General features: G+C 64.0%; 13 protein-coding genes. 10 read left to right on the forward strand and 3 right to left on the reverse strand.

The genetic code is table 11. From position 1 onward, the window contains the following. Positions 1-113 precede the first annotated feature (113 nt). The 3 genes from ACPPVR_RS29810 to ACPPVR_RS29820 all read left to right on the forward strand — a co-directional run bounded on the left by ACPPVR_RS29810 (position 114) and on the right by ACPPVR_RS29820 (position 4,540). Entirely contained in the window at positions 114-1,349 is a 1,236-nt protein-coding gene (locus tag ACPPVR_RS29810; protein WP_426610130.1) for a putative DNA modification/repair radical SAM protein, read from the forward strand. Beyond that, a complete protein-coding gene (locus ACPPVR_RS29815) occupies positions 1,349-2,791 on the forward strand; it encodes a UdgX family uracil-DNA binding protein (RefSeq protein WP_426610131.1) in 1,443 nt (480 codons plus the stop codon). The genes ACPPVR_RS29810 and ACPPVR_RS29815 overlap by 1 nt, the downstream gene beginning before the upstream one ends. A 126-nt stretch (positions 2,792-2,917) precedes the next feature. Next, positions 2,918-4,540 carry an inorganic phosphate transporter gene (locus ACPPVR_RS29820; RefSeq protein ID WP_426610132.1) on the forward strand — a complete coding sequence of 541 codons (1,623 nt, stop codon included), beginning with the start codon at positions 2,918-2,920 and terminating at the stop codon, positions 4,538-4,540. 71 nt (positions 4,541-4,611) lie between these two features. Here the strand turns inward: ACPPVR_RS29820 and ACPPVR_RS29825 are convergent, their stop codons facing one another. Beyond that, the gene (locus ACPPVR_RS29825) at positions 4,612-5,784 is read right to left on the reverse strand and encodes a M20 aminoacylase family protein (RefSeq protein ID WP_426610133.1); all 1,173 of its coding nucleotides are present in this window, start codon (positions 5,782-5,784) and stop codon (positions 4,612-4,614) included. Between the two features lie 175 nt (positions 5,785-5,959). On the opposite strand from ACPPVR_RS29825, the gene ACPPVR_RS29830 reads away from it, so the two are divergent. From ACPPVR_RS29830 to ACPPVR_RS29855, 6 genes are all read left to right on the forward strand, one after another. Then, entirely contained in the window at positions 5,960-7,579 is a 1,620-nt protein-coding gene (locus tag ACPPVR_RS29830) for a GMC family oxidoreductase (protein ID WP_426610134.1), read from the forward strand. 12 nt (positions 7,580-7,591) lie between these two features. Next, the gene (locus ACPPVR_RS29835; protein WP_426610135.1) at positions 7,592-8,521 is read left to right on the forward strand and encodes an alpha/beta fold hydrolase; all 930 of its coding nucleotides are present in this window, start codon (positions 7,592-7,594) and stop codon (positions 8,519-8,521) included. Between the two features lie 198 nt (positions 8,522-8,719). Next, entirely contained in the window at positions 8,720-9,664 is a 945-nt protein-coding gene (locus ACPPVR_RS29840; protein ID WP_426610136.1) for a metallophosphoesterase family protein, read from the forward strand. 25 nt (positions 9,665-9,689) lie between these two features. Next, a complete protein-coding gene (locus ACPPVR_RS29845; RefSeq protein WP_426610137.1) occupies positions 9,690-10,016 on the forward strand; it encodes a cupredoxin domain-containing protein in 327 nt (108 codons plus the stop codon). Positions 10,017-10,167: 151 nt separating this feature from the next. Beyond that, a complete protein-coding gene (locus ACPPVR_RS29850) occupies positions 10,168-10,716 on the forward strand; it encodes a sigma-70 family RNA polymerase sigma factor (protein WP_426610138.1) in 549 nt (182 codons plus the stop codon). Then, positions 10,713-11,477 carry an anti-sigma factor family protein gene (locus ACPPVR_RS29855; RefSeq protein ID WP_426610139.1) on the forward strand — a complete coding sequence of 255 codons (765 nt, stop codon included), beginning with the start codon at positions 10,713-10,715 and terminating at the stop codon, positions 11,475-11,477. Before ACPPVR_RS29850 ends, ACPPVR_RS29855 begins: the two co-directional genes overlap by 4 nt. Before the next feature lie 105 nt (positions 11,478-11,582). Here the strand turns inward: ACPPVR_RS29855 and hpnO are convergent, their stop codons facing one another. Further along, complete coding sequence (gene hpnO / locus ACPPVR_RS29860) at positions 11,583-12,974, reverse strand: aminobacteriohopanetriol synthase HpnO (protein WP_045006520.1); 1,392 nt, start codon at positions 12,972-12,974, stop codon at positions 11,583-11,585. Between the two features lie 142 nt (positions 12,975-13,116). Between hpnO and ACPPVR_RS29865 the strand changes: the two genes are divergently transcribed. Further along, complete coding sequence (locus ACPPVR_RS29865; RefSeq protein WP_426610140.1) at positions 13,117-13,749, forward strand: DUF2147 domain-containing protein; 633 nt, start codon at positions 13,117-13,119, stop codon at positions 13,747-13,749. On the opposite strand, the gene ACPPVR_RS29870 is transcribed toward ACPPVR_RS29865, so the two are convergent. Beyond that, entirely contained in the window at positions 13,717-16,305 is a 2,589-nt protein-coding gene (locus ACPPVR_RS29870; protein WP_426610141.1) for an MMPL family transporter, read from the reverse strand. The two genes, ACPPVR_RS29865 and ACPPVR_RS29870, sit on opposite strands and share 33 nt — an antisense overlap. Positions 16,306-16,689 lie beyond the last annotated feature (384 nt).

Below are 16,689 nucleotides of genomic sequence, written 5' to 3' on the forward strand. Positions count from 1 at the left end.
AACGGCTGGCTCATTTGTTCATGATATGTTCTAGTATAAAGCTAACGGCGACCCGAGAGTCAATCGAATTGGCGCTCAGTCGGATTCGTGAGCTGAATCAAAGGGATTCCAAGATGGACGTGCAACGCAAGCTGGAGATTCTGGCGGACGCCGCCAAGTACGACGCGTCCTGTGCCTCCAGCGGCACCGAAAGGCGGGATTCCAGCGACGGCAAGGGCATGGGCTCGACCGCGCCGGGCATGGGCATCTGTCATTCCTATGCGCCGGACGGACGCTGCATCTCGCTGCTCAAGGTGCTGCTGACCAACGCCTGCAATTACGATTGCCTCTATTGCGTCAACCGCGCTTCCTCCAACGTGCCGCGCGCCCGCTTCACCATCGACGAGGTGGTCAAGCTCACGCTCGACTTCTACCGGCGCAACTACATCGAGGGACTGTTTCTCTCCTCCGGCATCATCCGCAGTCCTGATTACACCATGGAGCAGGTGGTCGGCGTCGCGCGAAAACTGCGCGAGGAGCATCACTTCCGCGGCTACATCCATCTCAAGACCATTCCCGAGGCCGACGACGCGCTGATCACGGAGGCCGGCAAATATGCCGATCGTCTCTCCATCAACATCGAGATGCCGGAGGAGACGAGCCTGCAGCAATTCGCGCCCGAGAAGGACGTACGCGCGATCCGCCGCACCATGGGCCGGCTGCGGCTGAAGCTGGACGAGGCCGAGGAAAGCCGCACAACGAGAACGAAGGCAAAGCCGCAACGCTTCGCACCCGCCGGCCAAAGCACGCAGATGATCGTCGGCGCTGATGCGGCCTCCGACCACACCATTCTCCACACCAGCGCCAATCTCTACGGCTCATACCGGCTGAGGCGCGTCTACTACTCCGCCTTCAGCCCGATCCCCGACGCCAGCCGCGCGTTGCCCCTGCGCGCGCCGCCGCTGCTGCGCGAGCACCGGCTCTACCAGGCCGACTGGCTGATGCGGTTCTACGGCTTCGACGTCGGCGAGATCGTCGACGACAGCGCGATGCTGCCGCTCGACATCGATCCCAAACTCGCCTGGGCGCTGCGCCACCGCGACCGCTTCCCGCTCGACATCAACCGCGCCAGCCGCGAGGAGCTGTTGCGCGTGCCGGGCTTCGGCACCAAGGCGGTCGAGCGCATCATCGCGACGCGGCGCACCACCACGATCCGCGTCGCCGATCTCGCGCGGCTGCATGTGCCCCGGAAAAAGGCGCTGCCGTTCATCGTCCTCAGCGATCACCACCCTTCGCCGCATCGTCTCGATGCTGCCGGACTCGCCGAGCGATTCAAGCCGAAGGCAACGCAATTGGGGTTTGGCTTCTGATGCAGTTCATCACCCTCGACAACGAAACCGATTTCAACGGCTGGCGCAAAGCAGCACGTTCGCTCGTGCTTCATCATGTGAGGCCTGCCGATGTCACCTGGGCCGTGCAGGGCGGCGAAGCGGAGTTGTTCGCGCCGCCTTCGCCGTCTCCGCTACCGGAGGGCGGGGATGGCACATTCAACGTTCCCGCAACATTCGTCGAACTCGTCAAGGCTGCGATCCTGCACCGCAATCCCGAGCGTTTCGCGATCCTCTACCGCCTGCTGTTTCGGCTAAAGGACAATCACGATCTCATCGAGGTCGCGATCGATCCCGCCGTCGCGCAAGTCATGGCCATGGCGAAAGCGGTCTATCGCGACGAGCACAAGATGCATGCCTTCGTGCGCTTCCGGGAGATCGGCCGCGAGCGCGAGGCGCATTACGTCGCCTGGTTCGAGCCGGAGCATCACATCGTCGAACTCGCCGCGCCGTTCTTCGCCAAACGCTTTGCCGACATGCCCTGGTCGATCCTGACGCCCGACCTGTGTGCACATTGGGATGGCCACGCGCTCACATTCACACCAGGTGTCAGCAAGAACGAAGCGCCCGGCGAAGACCGGCTCGAGGAAACATGGCGGCGCTACTACGCCAGCATCTTCAATCCGGCCCGGCTTAAGGTGAAGGCGATGCAGACGGAGATGCCGAAGAAATACTGGAGGAACCTGCCGGAGGCTTCGATCATTAAGCCTTTGATCGAGGACGCCGAGCGCATGACCGGCGCCATGATCGCCAAATCCGCAACCGATCCGCACAAGCCTCAGAAGCGGCCGGAGGCTCCGATGACGCGCAAGACCGCTGCCGACGATCTCGACGCGCTCCGTGAGGAAGCAGCCCACTGCCGCGCCTGCCCTCTGTACAAGGACGCGACGCAGACCGTGTTCGGCGAGGGCCCGAAACACGCCACCATCATGCTGGTCGGCGAGCAGCCCGGCGACAAGGAAGACCTCGCCGGCCATCCCTTTGTCGGACCGGCCGGACAGATGCTCGACCGAGCGCTGGAAGAGGCCGGCGTCGACCGCAAGAAGGTCTATGTCACCAACGCGGTCAAACACTTCAAATTCGTGCCGCGCGGAAAAATCCGCCTGCATCAGAAGCCGAACACGCCGGAGATCAGGGCGTGCCGACAGTGGTATGAACGGGAAGTCTTGGCAATCCAGCCCGATCTCATCGTGGCGATGGGCGCGACCGCCGCGCAAAGTGTGTTCGGCAAGATCACCCCGATCGGCAAAACCCGCGGCCGGCTGATTGACCTTCCCGACGGCCGCAAAGCGCTGGTGACGGTTCACCCGTCCTATCTGCTGCGGCTGCCCGATCCAGAGGCCAAGGTGCTGGAATATAGGCGTTTTGTCGACGATCTGAAAATCGCCGCGTCGTTGCAGACGAAATCCGCCCACGCTGCCTGACACGGGCTGTCATCCACAGCAACAAACAGTGGAGAAACGCCGTCATTTCAACTGTGTGCCGGCCATTTCAACTGCCTGTCACATGCCGCGCGCAAAGTCGGGGGCCTTGGGACAGGAGAATTTCCGATGAGTGACGTTGCTTTACCCGGCTCCATCGAGCCAGCTTTGCGTAAGGGCCCCGACCTTGAAGGCGGATTCCATCCGCTGACCGGCATCATCTATATGGGGATCATCGCCGCCGCACTGCTCTTCGTTGCCTACAGCATCTGGGTCGACATCGATGCGGCCGGCACGCAGGTCAAGAGCATTGCCCCCTTCCTCATGCTCTTCGTCGCGCTTTTGATCGCGCTCGGCTTCGAGTTCGTGAACGGCTTCCACGACACCGCCAATGCGGTCGCGACCGTGATCTACACGCGCTCCCTGCCCGCCAACATCGCCGTGGTGTGGTCCGGCTTGTTCAACCTTTTCGGCGTGCTGCTGTCCTCGGGCGCGGTCGCGTTCGGCATCGTCTCACTGCTGCCGGTCGAGCTGATCCTTCAGGTCGGCTCCAGCGCCGGCTTCGCGATGGTGTTTGCGCTGTTGATCTCCGCCATCATCTGGAACGTCGGCACCTGGTATTTCGGCCTGCCGGCCTCGAGCTCGCACACGCTGATCGGCTCCATCATGGGCGTCGGCATCATGAATGCGGTCCTGCACGGCCGCAGCGGCACCTCGGGTGTCGACTGGTCCCAGGCCACCAATATCGGCAAGGCGCTGCTGCTGTCGCCGCTGTTCGGCTTCGCGCTCGCCGCGATCCTGCTGTACATCCTGCGCAGCGTGCTGCTGCGTGCCACGCCCGCTCTGTTCGGCGAGCCGAAGGGCGACCAGCCGCCGCCGTTGTGGATCCGCGGCATCCTGATCCTCACCTGCACGCTGGTGAGCTTCTTCCACGGCTCCAACGACGGCCAGAAGGGCATGGGCCTGATCATGCTGATCCTGATCGGCACCGTGCCGACGGCCTACGCGCTCAACCGCGCGCTGCCTGCGAGCGAGATCGAGCACTTCATCACGAACTCGGCCGCGGCCAGCAAGATCATCGACGGCAAGGCTTCCGGTTACAACGTGCTCGGCAATCCGCGGCCTGCGGTGACCAGCTACGTCGCCACGCGCGAAGTCAACGGCGGCACCTTCCCGTCGCTTGCCGTGCTGGTGCGCGACATCGCGAAGCAGGTTACGACCTACGGATCGCTGGCGAAGGTTCCGGCGGACGTCGTCGGCAACACCCGCAACGACATGTACCTCGTCTCCGAAGCGCTCCGCTTCCTGATGAAGGACAAGGAAGCCGAGCTCAGCGCCGACGACGTCGCCGTGCTCAACGCCTACAAGGGCTCGCTCGACAGCGCCACGAAGTTCATCCCCGGCTGGGTGAAGATCGCAGTCGCCATCGCGCTTGGGCTGGGCACCATGGTCGGCTGGAAGCGCATCGTCGTCACGGTCGGCGAGAAGATCGGCAAGACGCACCTGACCTACGCGCAAGGCGCCTGCGCCGAGATCACCGCGGCTGCCACCATCGCAGCCGCCGACATCTACGGCCTGCCGGTCTCGACCACGCATGTGCTGTCGTCAGGCATCGCCGGGACGATGGCCGCCAACGGCTCGGGCCTGCAATGGTCCACGATCCGCAACATCGCCATGGCCTGGGTGCTGACACTCCCGGCCGCGATGATCATCTCGGGCTCACTGTACTATTTCTTCTCTCACATACTCTGAGAGATCGCTCACCGACGTCAAAGGGCCCGTGCGATGCACGGGCCCTTTTCGTTATGCGCGGCCGTCAGGGCTCACGACGCCGCGAGCTGCTCCTCGACCAGCTTGACCCAGTAGGACGTACCGAAGACGATCGCCTCGTCGTCGAAATTGTAGGCGGGGTGGTGCAGGCCTGCGCTGTCGCCGTTGCCGCAGAAGATGAAGGCGCCGGGGCGCGCTTCCAGCATGTAGGCAAAATCCTCGCCGCCCATCAGCGGCGGCATCTCGTGCACGTTGGTGTCACCCGCGACCTTTTTCGCAATGCGCGTCGCCACCTCGGTCTCCGCGACGTGGTTGTTCACCACGGGATAATTGCGCTTGTAGTGCAGGTCGATCTTCGCGCCGGTGATCTGCGCCACGCCCGCCACCACCTCGTGCACGCGCTTCTCGACGAGCTTGCGCACCTCCGGCGACAGCGTGCGGATCGTCCCCCTCAGCGTCGCAGTTTGCGGAATGACGTTGCGGGCGTTGCCGGCGTGGAACTCGCAGATCGAGATCACGGCCGATTCCAATGGATCGATGCTGCGCGCGACGATTGACTGCAACGCGGTGATCACCTGGGCACCGACCAGCACTGAATCAATGCATTTGTGCGGGCGCGCGGCATGGCCGCCGAGGCCCTCGATCATGATGTCGACCTCGTCAGTCGCCGCCATGATCGGACCCGGCCGGATCGCGAACGAGCCGATCGGGATGCCCGGGCCGTTGTGCATGCCGTAGACCTGCTCGATGCCGAAGCGCTCCATCATGCCGTCATTGACCATGGCCGCACCGCCGGCGCCGCCCTCCTCGGCCGGCTGAAAGATCACGACCGCATCGCCGGCGAAGTTGCGTGTCTCGGCGAGGTAGCGCGCGGCGCCGAGCAGCATCGCGGTGTGGCCGTCATGGCCGCAGGCGTGCATCTTGCCCGGAGTCTTCGAGGCGTAAGGCAGGTTGGTCTGCTCATCGATCGGCAGCGCGTCCATATCGGCACGCAGGCCGATGGTCTTGAGACCCTCGCCCGCCGGCTTGTTGCCCTTGATCACGCCGACCACGCCGGTCTGGCCAACGCCCGTCACGACCTCGTCGCAGCCGAATTCGCGCAGACGGTCCGCGACGAATGCTGCGGTGCGGTGGACGTCGTACAGCAGCTCGGGGTGCTGATGGATGTCCCGCCGCCAGGCCTGGATATCGGGTTGAAGGTCAGCGACGCGGTTCACGATGGGCATGGACGGATCTCAAGCTTTGTTGGGAATACAGGACTGTCTACCATGCAAGCGCCAATCCACCCAACTGCCTCAGGCCGGACCTAGCCCTGCCCTCCCGACATGGCCGGGCTTGTCCCGATCCGCCGCGTCTGCCTATTAGGACGGAATGTTGAGTGATCATCCGGGTGGAAGCAGAATGCCAAGGCGGCTCGAAGGTGAGTTTGACTACATTGTCGTCGGAGCCGGCACGGCGGGCTGCATCGTCGCCAACCGGCTGTCGGCCGATTCAGGGAACCGCGTCCTCATTCTCGAAGCCGGCGGCGACGACAACTGGATCTGGTTCCACATCCCCGTCGGCTATCTCTTCGCGATCGGCAATCCGCGCTCGGACTGGATGTTCAAGACCGAGGCCGAGCCGGGCCTGAACGGCCGCGCGCTCGCCTATCCCCGCGGCAAGGTGATCGGTGGGTCATCGGCGATCAACGCCATGATCTCGATGCGCGGACAAGCCGCCGACTACGATCATTGGCGCCAGCTCGGCATGACCGGCTGGGGCTATGACGACGTGCTGCCCCTGTTCAAGCGGCTGGAAGATCACTTCCTCGGCGCGAGCGAGCACCACGGCGCCGGCGGCGGCTGGCGTATCGAGGCGCCGCGGCTGTCGTGGGACGTTCTCGATGCCGTCGGTGATGCCGCCGAAGAGATGGGCATCAAGCGCATTCCGGATTTCAACACCGGCGACAACGAAGGCACGAGCTATTTCCACGTCAACCAGAAGCGCGGCCGGCGCTGGTCGTCGGCGCGCGGCTTCCTCAAGCCCGCACTGAACCGTCCGAACCTGCGGCTCGAGAAGCACGTGCTGGTCGACCGTCTCATCATCGAGCAGGGCCGCGCCGTCGGAGTGCGCTTCATCCAGAACGGCGAAATCATCGAGGCGCGCGCCAGGCGCGAGGTGATCCTCTCGGCGGGCTCGATCGGCTCGGTGCAGGTGCTGCATCGCTCCGGCATCGGCCCCGCCGATTGGCTCTCGCCGCTCGGCATCGACATCGTGATGGACAAGCCCGGAATCGGCCGCAATCTGCAGGACCATCTCCAGCAACGCGCGATCTACAAGGTCGAGGGCGTGCGCACGCTGAACGAGACCTATTACAATCTGTTTCGCCGCGGCATGATGGGCCTCGACTACGCCTTCCGCCGACGTGGCCCGCTGACCATGGCGCCGTCGCAGCTCGGCATCTTCACGCGCTCGGATGCCAGGCGCGCACGCGCCAACATCCAGTTTCACGTGCAGCCGCTGTCGCTCGACAAGTTCGGCGATCCCCTGCACCGATTCCCGGCCATCACGGTCAGCGCCTGCAATCTCCAGCCGACCTCGCGCGGCACCGTGCGCCTGCGCGCCGCAACACCGGACGAGAAGCCGATCATCGCGCCGAATTACCTCTCGACCGACGACGACCGCCAGGTCGGCGCCGACGCCATCCGCACCACGCGGCGGCTGATGCACCAGAAAGCGCTCGCAAAATATCGCCCGAGCGAATACCTGCCTGGGCCGTCCGTCGGCGACGACGACGCCTCGCTCGCGAAGGCCGCGGGCGATATCGGCACTACCATCTTCCATCCCGTCGGCACCGCGAAGATGGGAGCGGCGAACGATCCGATGGCGGTGGTCGACGAGCGCCTGCGCTTCTACGGCCTCGGTGGCTTGCGCATCGCCGATGCCTCGATCATGCCGACCATCACGTCAGGCAATACCAACACACCGACCGCCATGATCGCAGAGAAAGGCGCGACGATGATTTTGGAGGATGCGAAGTAGCATCTCTTCCCCATGATCAATCCGCAACGCTTTTCGATCGGCCCGGCTGAGGCGCAGATCGCCATGTTGCAATGGGGCAAGAGCGGGAAACCGCCGGCGCTCCTGCTACATGGCACTGGCTTTGTCGCCGACGTCTGGGAGGAGGTCGCGCGCGATCTCGCCTCGACCCACACCGTCTATGCGCTCGATCGCCGCGGCCACGGCGCAAGCCACAAGCCCGACGCCTATCACTTTCTGGACTATGCCGACGACGTCTGCCGAGTGATTGATGCGCTCGAGCTGCGCAACGTCTACGGCGTCGGCCACAGCGCGGGCGCAACCGATCTGCTGCTGGCCGCAAAGCTTTTGCCAAAATGCTTCACGCGTCTGTTCGTGATGGAGCCGACCGTGATGAACCCGCACGCGGCGCGCAATCCATCCGTGGGATTGAGCGATGAATCACTATCCCGCGTGCAGGGCACGCTACGCCGACGGGCCGAGTTCGACAGTGCCGACGCCGTCTTCACGCGTTACCGCGCCGCGCCTGCCTTTGCGGATTGGACCGAGACGTCGCTCCGGGCCTACGTGCGACATGGCTTCACGCCTCTCGACAATGGCGGGGTGCGTCTCTGCTGCACGCCCGAGATCGAGACGGCGATCCTGCGTCCGATCTACGAAGCGATGGAGCAGATCTATGTCGGCGATGCCCGCGGCAATCCCTTCGCCTCGCTCAGCCTGATCGAATGCCCCGTGATGGTTACGACCGCCGAGAAGTCGGGGCCGATCTACAAGGAGATGGCCTCACGCGCCATGTCCCTCATTCCGCACGCCCGTGCTCTTGTCTTCGACGGTGCCGGCCATTGCGTGGCGCAGGAAGCACCCGCCATCGTGCTGCGGGCGGTCCGGGAATTTTTGACGTCGACGCCCGTTCATTTCTATTGTCCCGGACGCAGCGCGACATGAAATGATGCGCTGCCGAGCGGGGCCCAAACCGTGTGAATTGCATGGGTCCCGGCTTTGCGACGCACCGCCTAACCGGCGTTGCGTTGCGTTCGGCCGACGCGTTTTCGCTCACGAAAACGTCATCGCCACCCGCGAATAAACCCGCCCCTCCCCCAATCTCCTCCTCGAAGCCCAATTCCGGGCCAAAGGAGACGTGCGATGAGCGGACACGATCACGGGGAAGACGGCGTCAGCCGCCGCAAGGTGCTGGAATGCATGACCTGGGCCGGCACCGGGGTGCTCTGGACCGTCACGGGCGGCGTGCCGCGCTCGCTCGGCATCATCGATTCCGCGGAGGCCGCCACCGCAGCCGCGCCCGGCATGACCTTCCTCCAGATCAGCGACAGCCATGTCGGCTTCGACAAGCCGGCCAACCCCAATGCGCTGGGAACGCTGGAGGAAGCCATCAACAAGATCAACGCGATGCCGGTCAAGCCGTCGTTCATGATCCACACCGGCGACATCACCCATCTGTCCAAGGCCGCCGAATTCGACAATGCCGATCGCATCATCTCGCAGTCCAAGCTGGATGTGCACTACGTCCCGGGCGAGCATGATTTCCTCGACGAGGAAGTGAAGTTCTATCGCGAGCGCTACGGCCGCGGCACCAAGGGTGCGGGCTGGTACTCCTTCGACGCCGGCGGCGTGCATTTCATCGGCCTCGTCAACGTCGTCGACCTCAAGGGCGGCGGCCTCGGCAATCTCGGCGCCGAGCAGCTCGCCTGGCTCGAGGACGATCTCCGCGGCAAGTCGAAATCAACCCCGGTCGTGCTGTTCGCCCACATCCCGCTCTGGACCGTCTATCCGGAATGGGGCTGGGGCACCGAGGACGGCGGCCGCGCGCTCGAATACGTCAAGGGTTTTGGCTCGGTCACCGTGCTGAACGGCCACATCCACCAGGTGATGCAGAAGGTCGAGGGCAACGTCACCTTTCACACCGCGCGCTCGACCGCCTTCCCGCAGCCGGCACCGGGAGCCGCCCCCTCGCCCGGACCGATGAAGGTCGAGGACGCCAAGCTCCGCTCGATGCTCGGGGTTGCCAGCGTCAACTTCAAGCAGAACGAGCAGCGGCTCGCGATCATCGACACGCCGCTCCAGGGTTGATCCAAAGGCTGAACGGAAGCTGACAATGAAGACACTCAACCGCCGCGACTTCGGTGTCGCCGTGGCCGCGGCCATCCTGCTGCCCGTCACGAATGCCCGTGCCGACGAAAACCTGGAGGTACATATCGACAATTTCGTCTTCCAGCCGCCCGAACTGAAGATCAAGCTCGGCACGACGGTGACCTGGACCAATCGGGACGACATTCCCCATACCGTGGTGTCGGCCGGCAAGTTCAGGTCCAAGACCCTGGATACCGACGACAAATTCACCTTCACCTTCACCAACGCGGGCGACTACAAGTATTTTTGTTCGTTGCACCCGCACATGACGGGGATGATCAAGGTTGAGTAACATCTCAAACCAAGGCATCTCTGTCTTGCCCGGCCGGTGGTCCCACGCCGGCCGGGCTCGCGTGGCTTCGGTCAGGCCCAAAGACGAAGCCAAGAATGACATAAAGAGCGAAACGACCTACGAAACGCAGCAAGAGGCAAAGCGAGAGGCGATGCCCGTCAGCGACGATTTTCAGAAGGCACAACGCTTCCGCGAGGCGGCGCTGCCCTATCTCGACGACGTCTACACGCTCGCACGCTATCTGCTGCGCGATGCCTCCGACGCGGAGGACGCGGTGCAGGAATGTTTTCTGCGCGCGCTGAAGCATTTCGACAGCTATCGCGGACCGGCCATGAAACCGTGGTTGTTCGCGATCCTGCGCAATGTCTGCAACGCCGAATATGCCAGACGCGCGCACTCGCACGCCGGGATCGAGGACACGCCCGGCGCCGCCGACCAGACGCCGATGTGGCAGGAGAGCGAGGCGAGCCCGGAGACCGAGGTGCTGCGCAGCCGCGACGCCGGCGCCATTCGCAAGATGATCGATGCGCTTGCCGAGCCGTTCAAGGAAACCTTCGTGCTGCGGGAGATCAACAACCTGTCTTATCGTGAAATCGCCGAAGCCGTCGGCGCCCCCGTCGGCACCGTGATGTCCCGCCTCGCACGCGCCCGCGCCATGCTGCGCGCGGCCTGGACGGCGGAAGAGGAGCACTCGAAATGACCTGCGACGAAGCAAAGATCCTGCTTCACGCGCTGCTCGACAACGAGCTCGATGCCGGCCATGCGCGTGAGGTCGAAGCCCATATCGCAAGCTGCCCGGCCTGTACGGCCGAGTACGCGGCGCAACGCGAGATGCAGCGCGTGCTGGCCGATACGAAGCTGCGCTATACCGCACCTGCCGGCCTGCGCGCCCGTATCGAGGCGTCGTTGCCGCAGGCGCGACCGCAGCCCAGCCGGCGCTCCATACTGCGCGGTTTTGCGATGGGCTCGGCGGTCTCCGCGCTCGCCGCCTCCGGCGTCGTCGCCGTCGTGCTGCGTCAGGACGACCAGCAGCGCGTCCTCTCGGAGGTCGTCTCCGCCCATCTGCGCTCGCTTCAGGCCGGCCACCTCATCGACGTGGTCTCGACCGATCAGCACACCGTCAAACCGTGGTTCAACGGCAAGCTCGACGTCGCCCCGCCCGTGATTGATCTCACCGCGCAAGGCTTCACGCTGGTCGGCGGCCGGCTCGACTATGTCGATGCGCGCGCCATCGGCGCAGTGGTCTACCGGCGCCGGCAGCACGTGATCAACCTGTTCGTGGCGCAGACCGCGAGCACCGAGCATCGGCCGCCGAAGACGCAGAGCATGCAGGGCTTCAACTGCCGACGCTGGGGCGAACGCGGCCTGAACTTCTGGGCCGTGAGCGATATCGGCGGCGATGAGCTCACCGAGTTCGTCGACAAGTTCGAGGCGGCGATGAAGGCGAATGTGGAGGGGTAGTTAGGCTGCGCCGTCATTGCGAGCGAAGCGAAGCAATCCAGACCGCCTCCGACTGGATTGCTTCGCTTCGCTCGCAATGACAATTGCTGAGATAGATCGGTGAACTTACGCCGACCTTCTCACCGCGTTGTCCACCAGCGTCTTGCCGAGCGACCAGATCGCACCGGGGACCTTGTGGCTGCCGGCGATGACGTCGTCGAAGGCGCGCTCGATCCAGTTGCAGTCTTCTTCGGTGATGGTGAGCGGCGGCAACAGCTTGATGGTGTGGCTGCCGTGGCCGGCGACTTGCGTGAGGATCTTGTGGTCCTTGAACAGCGGCACGGTGATGAGCTGGCAGAACAGGCCCTTGTTGGCGGCCTCCAGCACATTCCAGGAGGCCCGGAGCCGCAGCGATTTCGGCGGACCGAACTCGATGCCGATCATCAGGCCCTTGCCACGCACTTCCTTCAGCAACTCGTAGCCGGGCACCATGCGCGTCAGTGCGAGGCGAAGCTCGGCGCCGCGCTTGGCGGCGGACTCGATCAGCTTCTCGGACTCCATGACGTCGAGCGTGGCAATGCCCGCAGCCATCGCCAGGTCGTTCTTGGAGAAAGTCGAACCGTGCACCACCGCGCGGTCCATCTGGTTGAATATCTTGTCGAAGATGCTCTTGCGCGTCAGCACGGCGCCGACCGGCACATGGCCGCCCGACAGCGACTTCGACAGCAACACCATGTCGGGCTCGACGTTCCAGTGCTCGACCGCGAGGAAGCGGCCGGTGCGGCCCATGCCGGTCTGGATCTCGTCGGCGACGAACAGCGTGCCATACTTCTTGCAGAGCGCAGCCGCGCCCGGCAGGAACTCATCGGAGGGCATGTTGACGCCCTTGCCCTGGATCGGCTCGACCACGAAGGCGGCGACCTCGCGCGAGGCCAACGCTTTTTCCAGCGCAGCAAGATCGTTGAACGGGACCGAGGTGCAGCCCGGCAGCAGCGGCTCGAAGCCGGTGCGGAAGTTCGAATCGCCGGTCAGCGACAGCGCACCATAGGTCAGGCCGTGATAGCCGTGGGCGCAATAGACGATGCCGGGGCGGCCGGTGGCACCGCGCGCGAACTTGATCGCGGCTTCGACGCATTCGGCGCCTGAATTGGCGAAGAACACCTTGTCGAGATAGGGAACATATTTCAAAAGCCGCTCGGCGAGCACGCCGGCGAGCACCGAGACATCGAACTGGACCAGGTTGGGCAGATCGGCATCGAGCACGCTTTTCAGCGCCTCGCGCATCACCGGATGATTGCGCCCGATCGCGAACACGCCAAAACCGGACAAAAGGTCGAGATAGCGCGCATCGTCGCGATCGTAGAGGTACTGCCCCTGCCCCTTCTGGAAGCCGACATCGTAGCCGATGGTCTTGAGAACCCGAACGAACTGCTCGTTCAGATACCGATTATGCAGGGCGCTGCGCTGGGCCTGACGGTCCGCGAATAGCTGAGACATGTCTGGATTTGGACTGTTCATCCGCTACATACTTCGGTTGAGGGCCGCTTCGTCAACTGAAAACGGTCAGTAAGCGGAAAAGGGTCTGTGCGGCCTTTTGCCCTTTTTCGGACCATCTTCGCAAGCACAGCTTTAAACCATGTTGCACTCCCAAGGAACACTCATGCGTTTGGCCATTTACACCGGAATAATACTGGCTGGTGGTTACACCTGCCTGACGCCCGCGCTCGCCGCCGATCCGACCGGCGACTGGCGGGTCGCCGACGGCGTCGCCAACATCCGCGTCGCCCAATGCAATGGCAGCATGTGGGGCGCGGTTGCCTGGGAAAAAACCGCGGGCGGGCGCGACGAGTACAATCCGGATGTGTCAAAAAAGAACAGGCCGACGCTCGGCATGGCGATCCTGATCGACATGAAGAAGACGGCCGGCGCCGACCAGTGGGAAGGCCAAGTCTACAACGCCAAGGACGGCCAGCTCTACTCGTCGACCATCACCCCGGTGGGCGCCGACCAGCTCGAGATCAAGGGCTGCGTGCTGGGCTTCCTGTGCGGCGGAGAGACCTGGACCCGCGTAGGGCCGCCGATTCCCTTGAGCCCCGCCAATGCCATGGCCAAGGGTGCGCTGAAAACCACTGGCGCGGCGCCCAAGGCCGCAGCAACGCCAGCTGCCGCAGCACCCGCGCCGACGACGGCAGCTCCGAAGAGCGCCGCCGCGGCCAAGCCCGGTCAGAAAGGCGCCGCCGACCCGGTCGGCGACATCTGCCTACTCCCTGAGATTGCGGGGTTTGCCCATTAGGGCGGGCTGAAACAGCAGCACGGCGGCGAGCGTCGTCACCAGCGAGAGCGCCAGCAGCTTGCCCATGCTGGACGTGCCCGGATGGCTCGACAGCCACAGGCTGCCGAACGCGGTCGCCGTCGTCAGCGCGCTGAAAAAGATCGCGCGCGTCAGGCTGGTCTGAAGCAGGTTTGTCCTGCCCGAGCGCCAGGCGACGACATAGTAGATCTTGAAGGCGACGCCGACGCCGAGCATCAGCGGGAACGCGACGATGTTGGCGAAGTTGAGCGGCAGGCCGATCAGCACGCAGATCTCGAGCGTCACCGCGCCGGCAACCAGAAGCGGCACCAACGTCATCAGCACATCGGTGATCCGCCGCAACGTGACCCACAGCAACAGGCCGATCACCAGCAGCGCGTAGATACCGGCGTGGATGAAGGCGTTCACGACGGTGTCGCCGGATTTCAGGATCGATACTGGCCCACCGATCGCGGTCGGCTCAGCAGCGAGCACCGCTGCCGCAAACTTGCGCAGCGTGTCGTTGTCGTTGGGATCGCCCTTCGGCTGCGCCTCGACGCGGATGATGCCGTCCTTGCTCTTCCAGGCGTTGACGAGCTCGGGCGGCAGCGACTTCAGGGTGACCGGCTCGGCCTGCATGGCGTTCCTGAGCTGGTCGAACACGATCTTCATCGGCGTGACGAACACGTCCTGCGCCTTGTTGCGCGTAGCCTCATCGGCTTTGGCGAGCTTGTCGAGCGCATCCGCGAGCCGGCGCGAGGCGATTGCGCCCGGGCCCTTCGCGTCACCGGCGGTCCGGCGCAAATTGTCGACCGAGGATTTCAGCGACTCGACGTTCTCCTGGTCCGACGGCGCCGCGTCGACCTGATCCGGGTTGAGAGCGGGGTTCACCACTTTGGCGCCCTGCGCGATCAGCTTCAGTTTCGGCTGCTGGTCCTCCGGCACGAAGCTGTTGAGCGACATCACCCGCAGCACTTCCGGCACCTTCTCGAGCCTGGCCTCGACCTGCTTGGCCTGCTCTTCCGATGTGACCATCACGTTGATGGCATTGGCGCCGGTGTTGGGATCCTTGCGCAGGTCGAGGAAGGTCGCGATCGATTCGGCCTTCGGGTTGCGCAGGTTCATCGGGTTGAAGTCGAACTTCAGGAAGTAGAGCAGCGGCAGGCCCGCGAGCGCCAGCAGCAGCGTGCCGCCCACGACCAGCACGCGGTGCTTCTCCAGGAAGTAATCGAGCGGCGCCAGGAAGGCATAGCCGACCGGCTCCATCTCGCCGGGCGGGTTCAGCAGCTTCAGCATCGCGGGCAGTATGGTGATGCTGGAGACGAACGCCACCAGCATGCCGACGCCGGCGATCTGGCCGAGCTCGGAAATGCCCTTGTAGTCGGTCGGCAGGAAACAGAGGAAGCCGGCGGCCGTCGCCATTGCCGCCAGCGACAGCGGCACCGCGGAGCGCTTCGCGGCAAGCACCAGCGCGCCGGAGAGATCGTCGTGCTTGTAGCGCTCCGAGCGGTAGCGGACGCTGTACTGGATACCGAAATCGACGCCCAGTCCCACGAACAGCACGGCGAACGCGATCGACAGCAGGTTGAACGAGCCGACCATCATCAGGCCGGCGGCGGTCGTCAGCGCAAGGCCGACGAACAGATTGATGAACACCGCGAAGATGATCTTCGAGGAGTGCAGCGCGAGCCACAGGATCAGCAGCACCACGACCACCGTACCGATGCCGTTGACGACGGCGCCTTCCTGGACGGTGGCGTATTCCTCGTTGGCGATCGGCACCGGGCCGGTCAGCCGCACCCGCGCCTGGTATTTGGTCGGAAAATCCAGATCGGCAGCGGCCTTGCGGATGGCGTCCGTGGCGCCCTTGCCGGGCTCCAGCGCGTTATAGTCGAGGACCGGCTTGAACTCGATGAAGGCCCGCTTGTCCGAATCCGACAGCGGCTGGTCGCTGACGAGCTCGCGCCAGGAGAAGCTGGCATTGCCCTTGTTGAGAACCGTATCGACCGTCTGCGCGATCTGGTTGAAGGGCCGCTCGGTGTTGTCGAGCTTCACTTGCCCGCGTTTGACGCCGGCAAGCCCGGTCTCCAGCGCGCCGGTCAAGCCGCGGATCGAGGGATCGCCGGCCATGATCTCGATCAGGGGTGCCGCAGATTCGAACTGGCCGGTGATCTTGGCAACTTCCTCTGTCGGCAGGAACAACAGGCCGTTCTTCTCGAAGAACTCGCCGGTGCCGAGCTGCTGCATCGACAGGAAGTCGGTCTTGTTGTCCTTCAGCTTGGCATAGAGCGCGTCGGCGGCCGCGGTCGCCATCTCCGGCGTCTTGGCCTCTACCACCGCGAGAATCGTCGCGTCGCGATCGAAGGCGCGGTCGAACTGCTGGTCGCGCTGGCGCCAATCCAGATTCTGCGCAATCAGCGAATTGATATCGGTGTTGATGGCGAAGTGCTGGGACGTGTAATAGCCCGCCCCCACCGCCAGCAGGAGCCCGAGAACGACGACGAGGGAGGCAAATCGGGTACAGGCCCTAACGATGACAACGACTACGCTTTGCAGCACGTCTTTTCTTTCTAGTGTTAACAGCTCGCCGGAAACGCCCGCTGTTTATCGGAGTTCCGGAGCGAAACCTATTGCTGTTTTGAGTGGCTCTCGCGGGAACAAGGTTCGAAGTAAACGCCGGGAGACCATGGCAAAATCATGCGGGGCGGCCGGTATAGCCGGGGAGTTGAGGCGGTAAAGTGACGAAGGGGTGAGCACAAATGTCGCCATTTCGCTCACACGGAATTTTGTATTATAATACCGCAATCTTGGCTCAGCGGGGAACCCAGGGTTCATTCCATCTTCCCTTATTGCCGATTTTTTGACACAAAGTGCTGTGCCTGCATGCGCCGGGGCCCAGATGGGGTGGGCGGTTACCGCGGTCGCGAACCAATGGTGCGGATA

Source organism: Bradyrhizobium sp. McL0616 (assembly GCF_049993385.1).
Classification (GTDB): Bacteria; Pseudomonadota; Alphaproteobacteria; order Rhizobiales; family Xanthobacteraceae; genus Bradyrhizobium.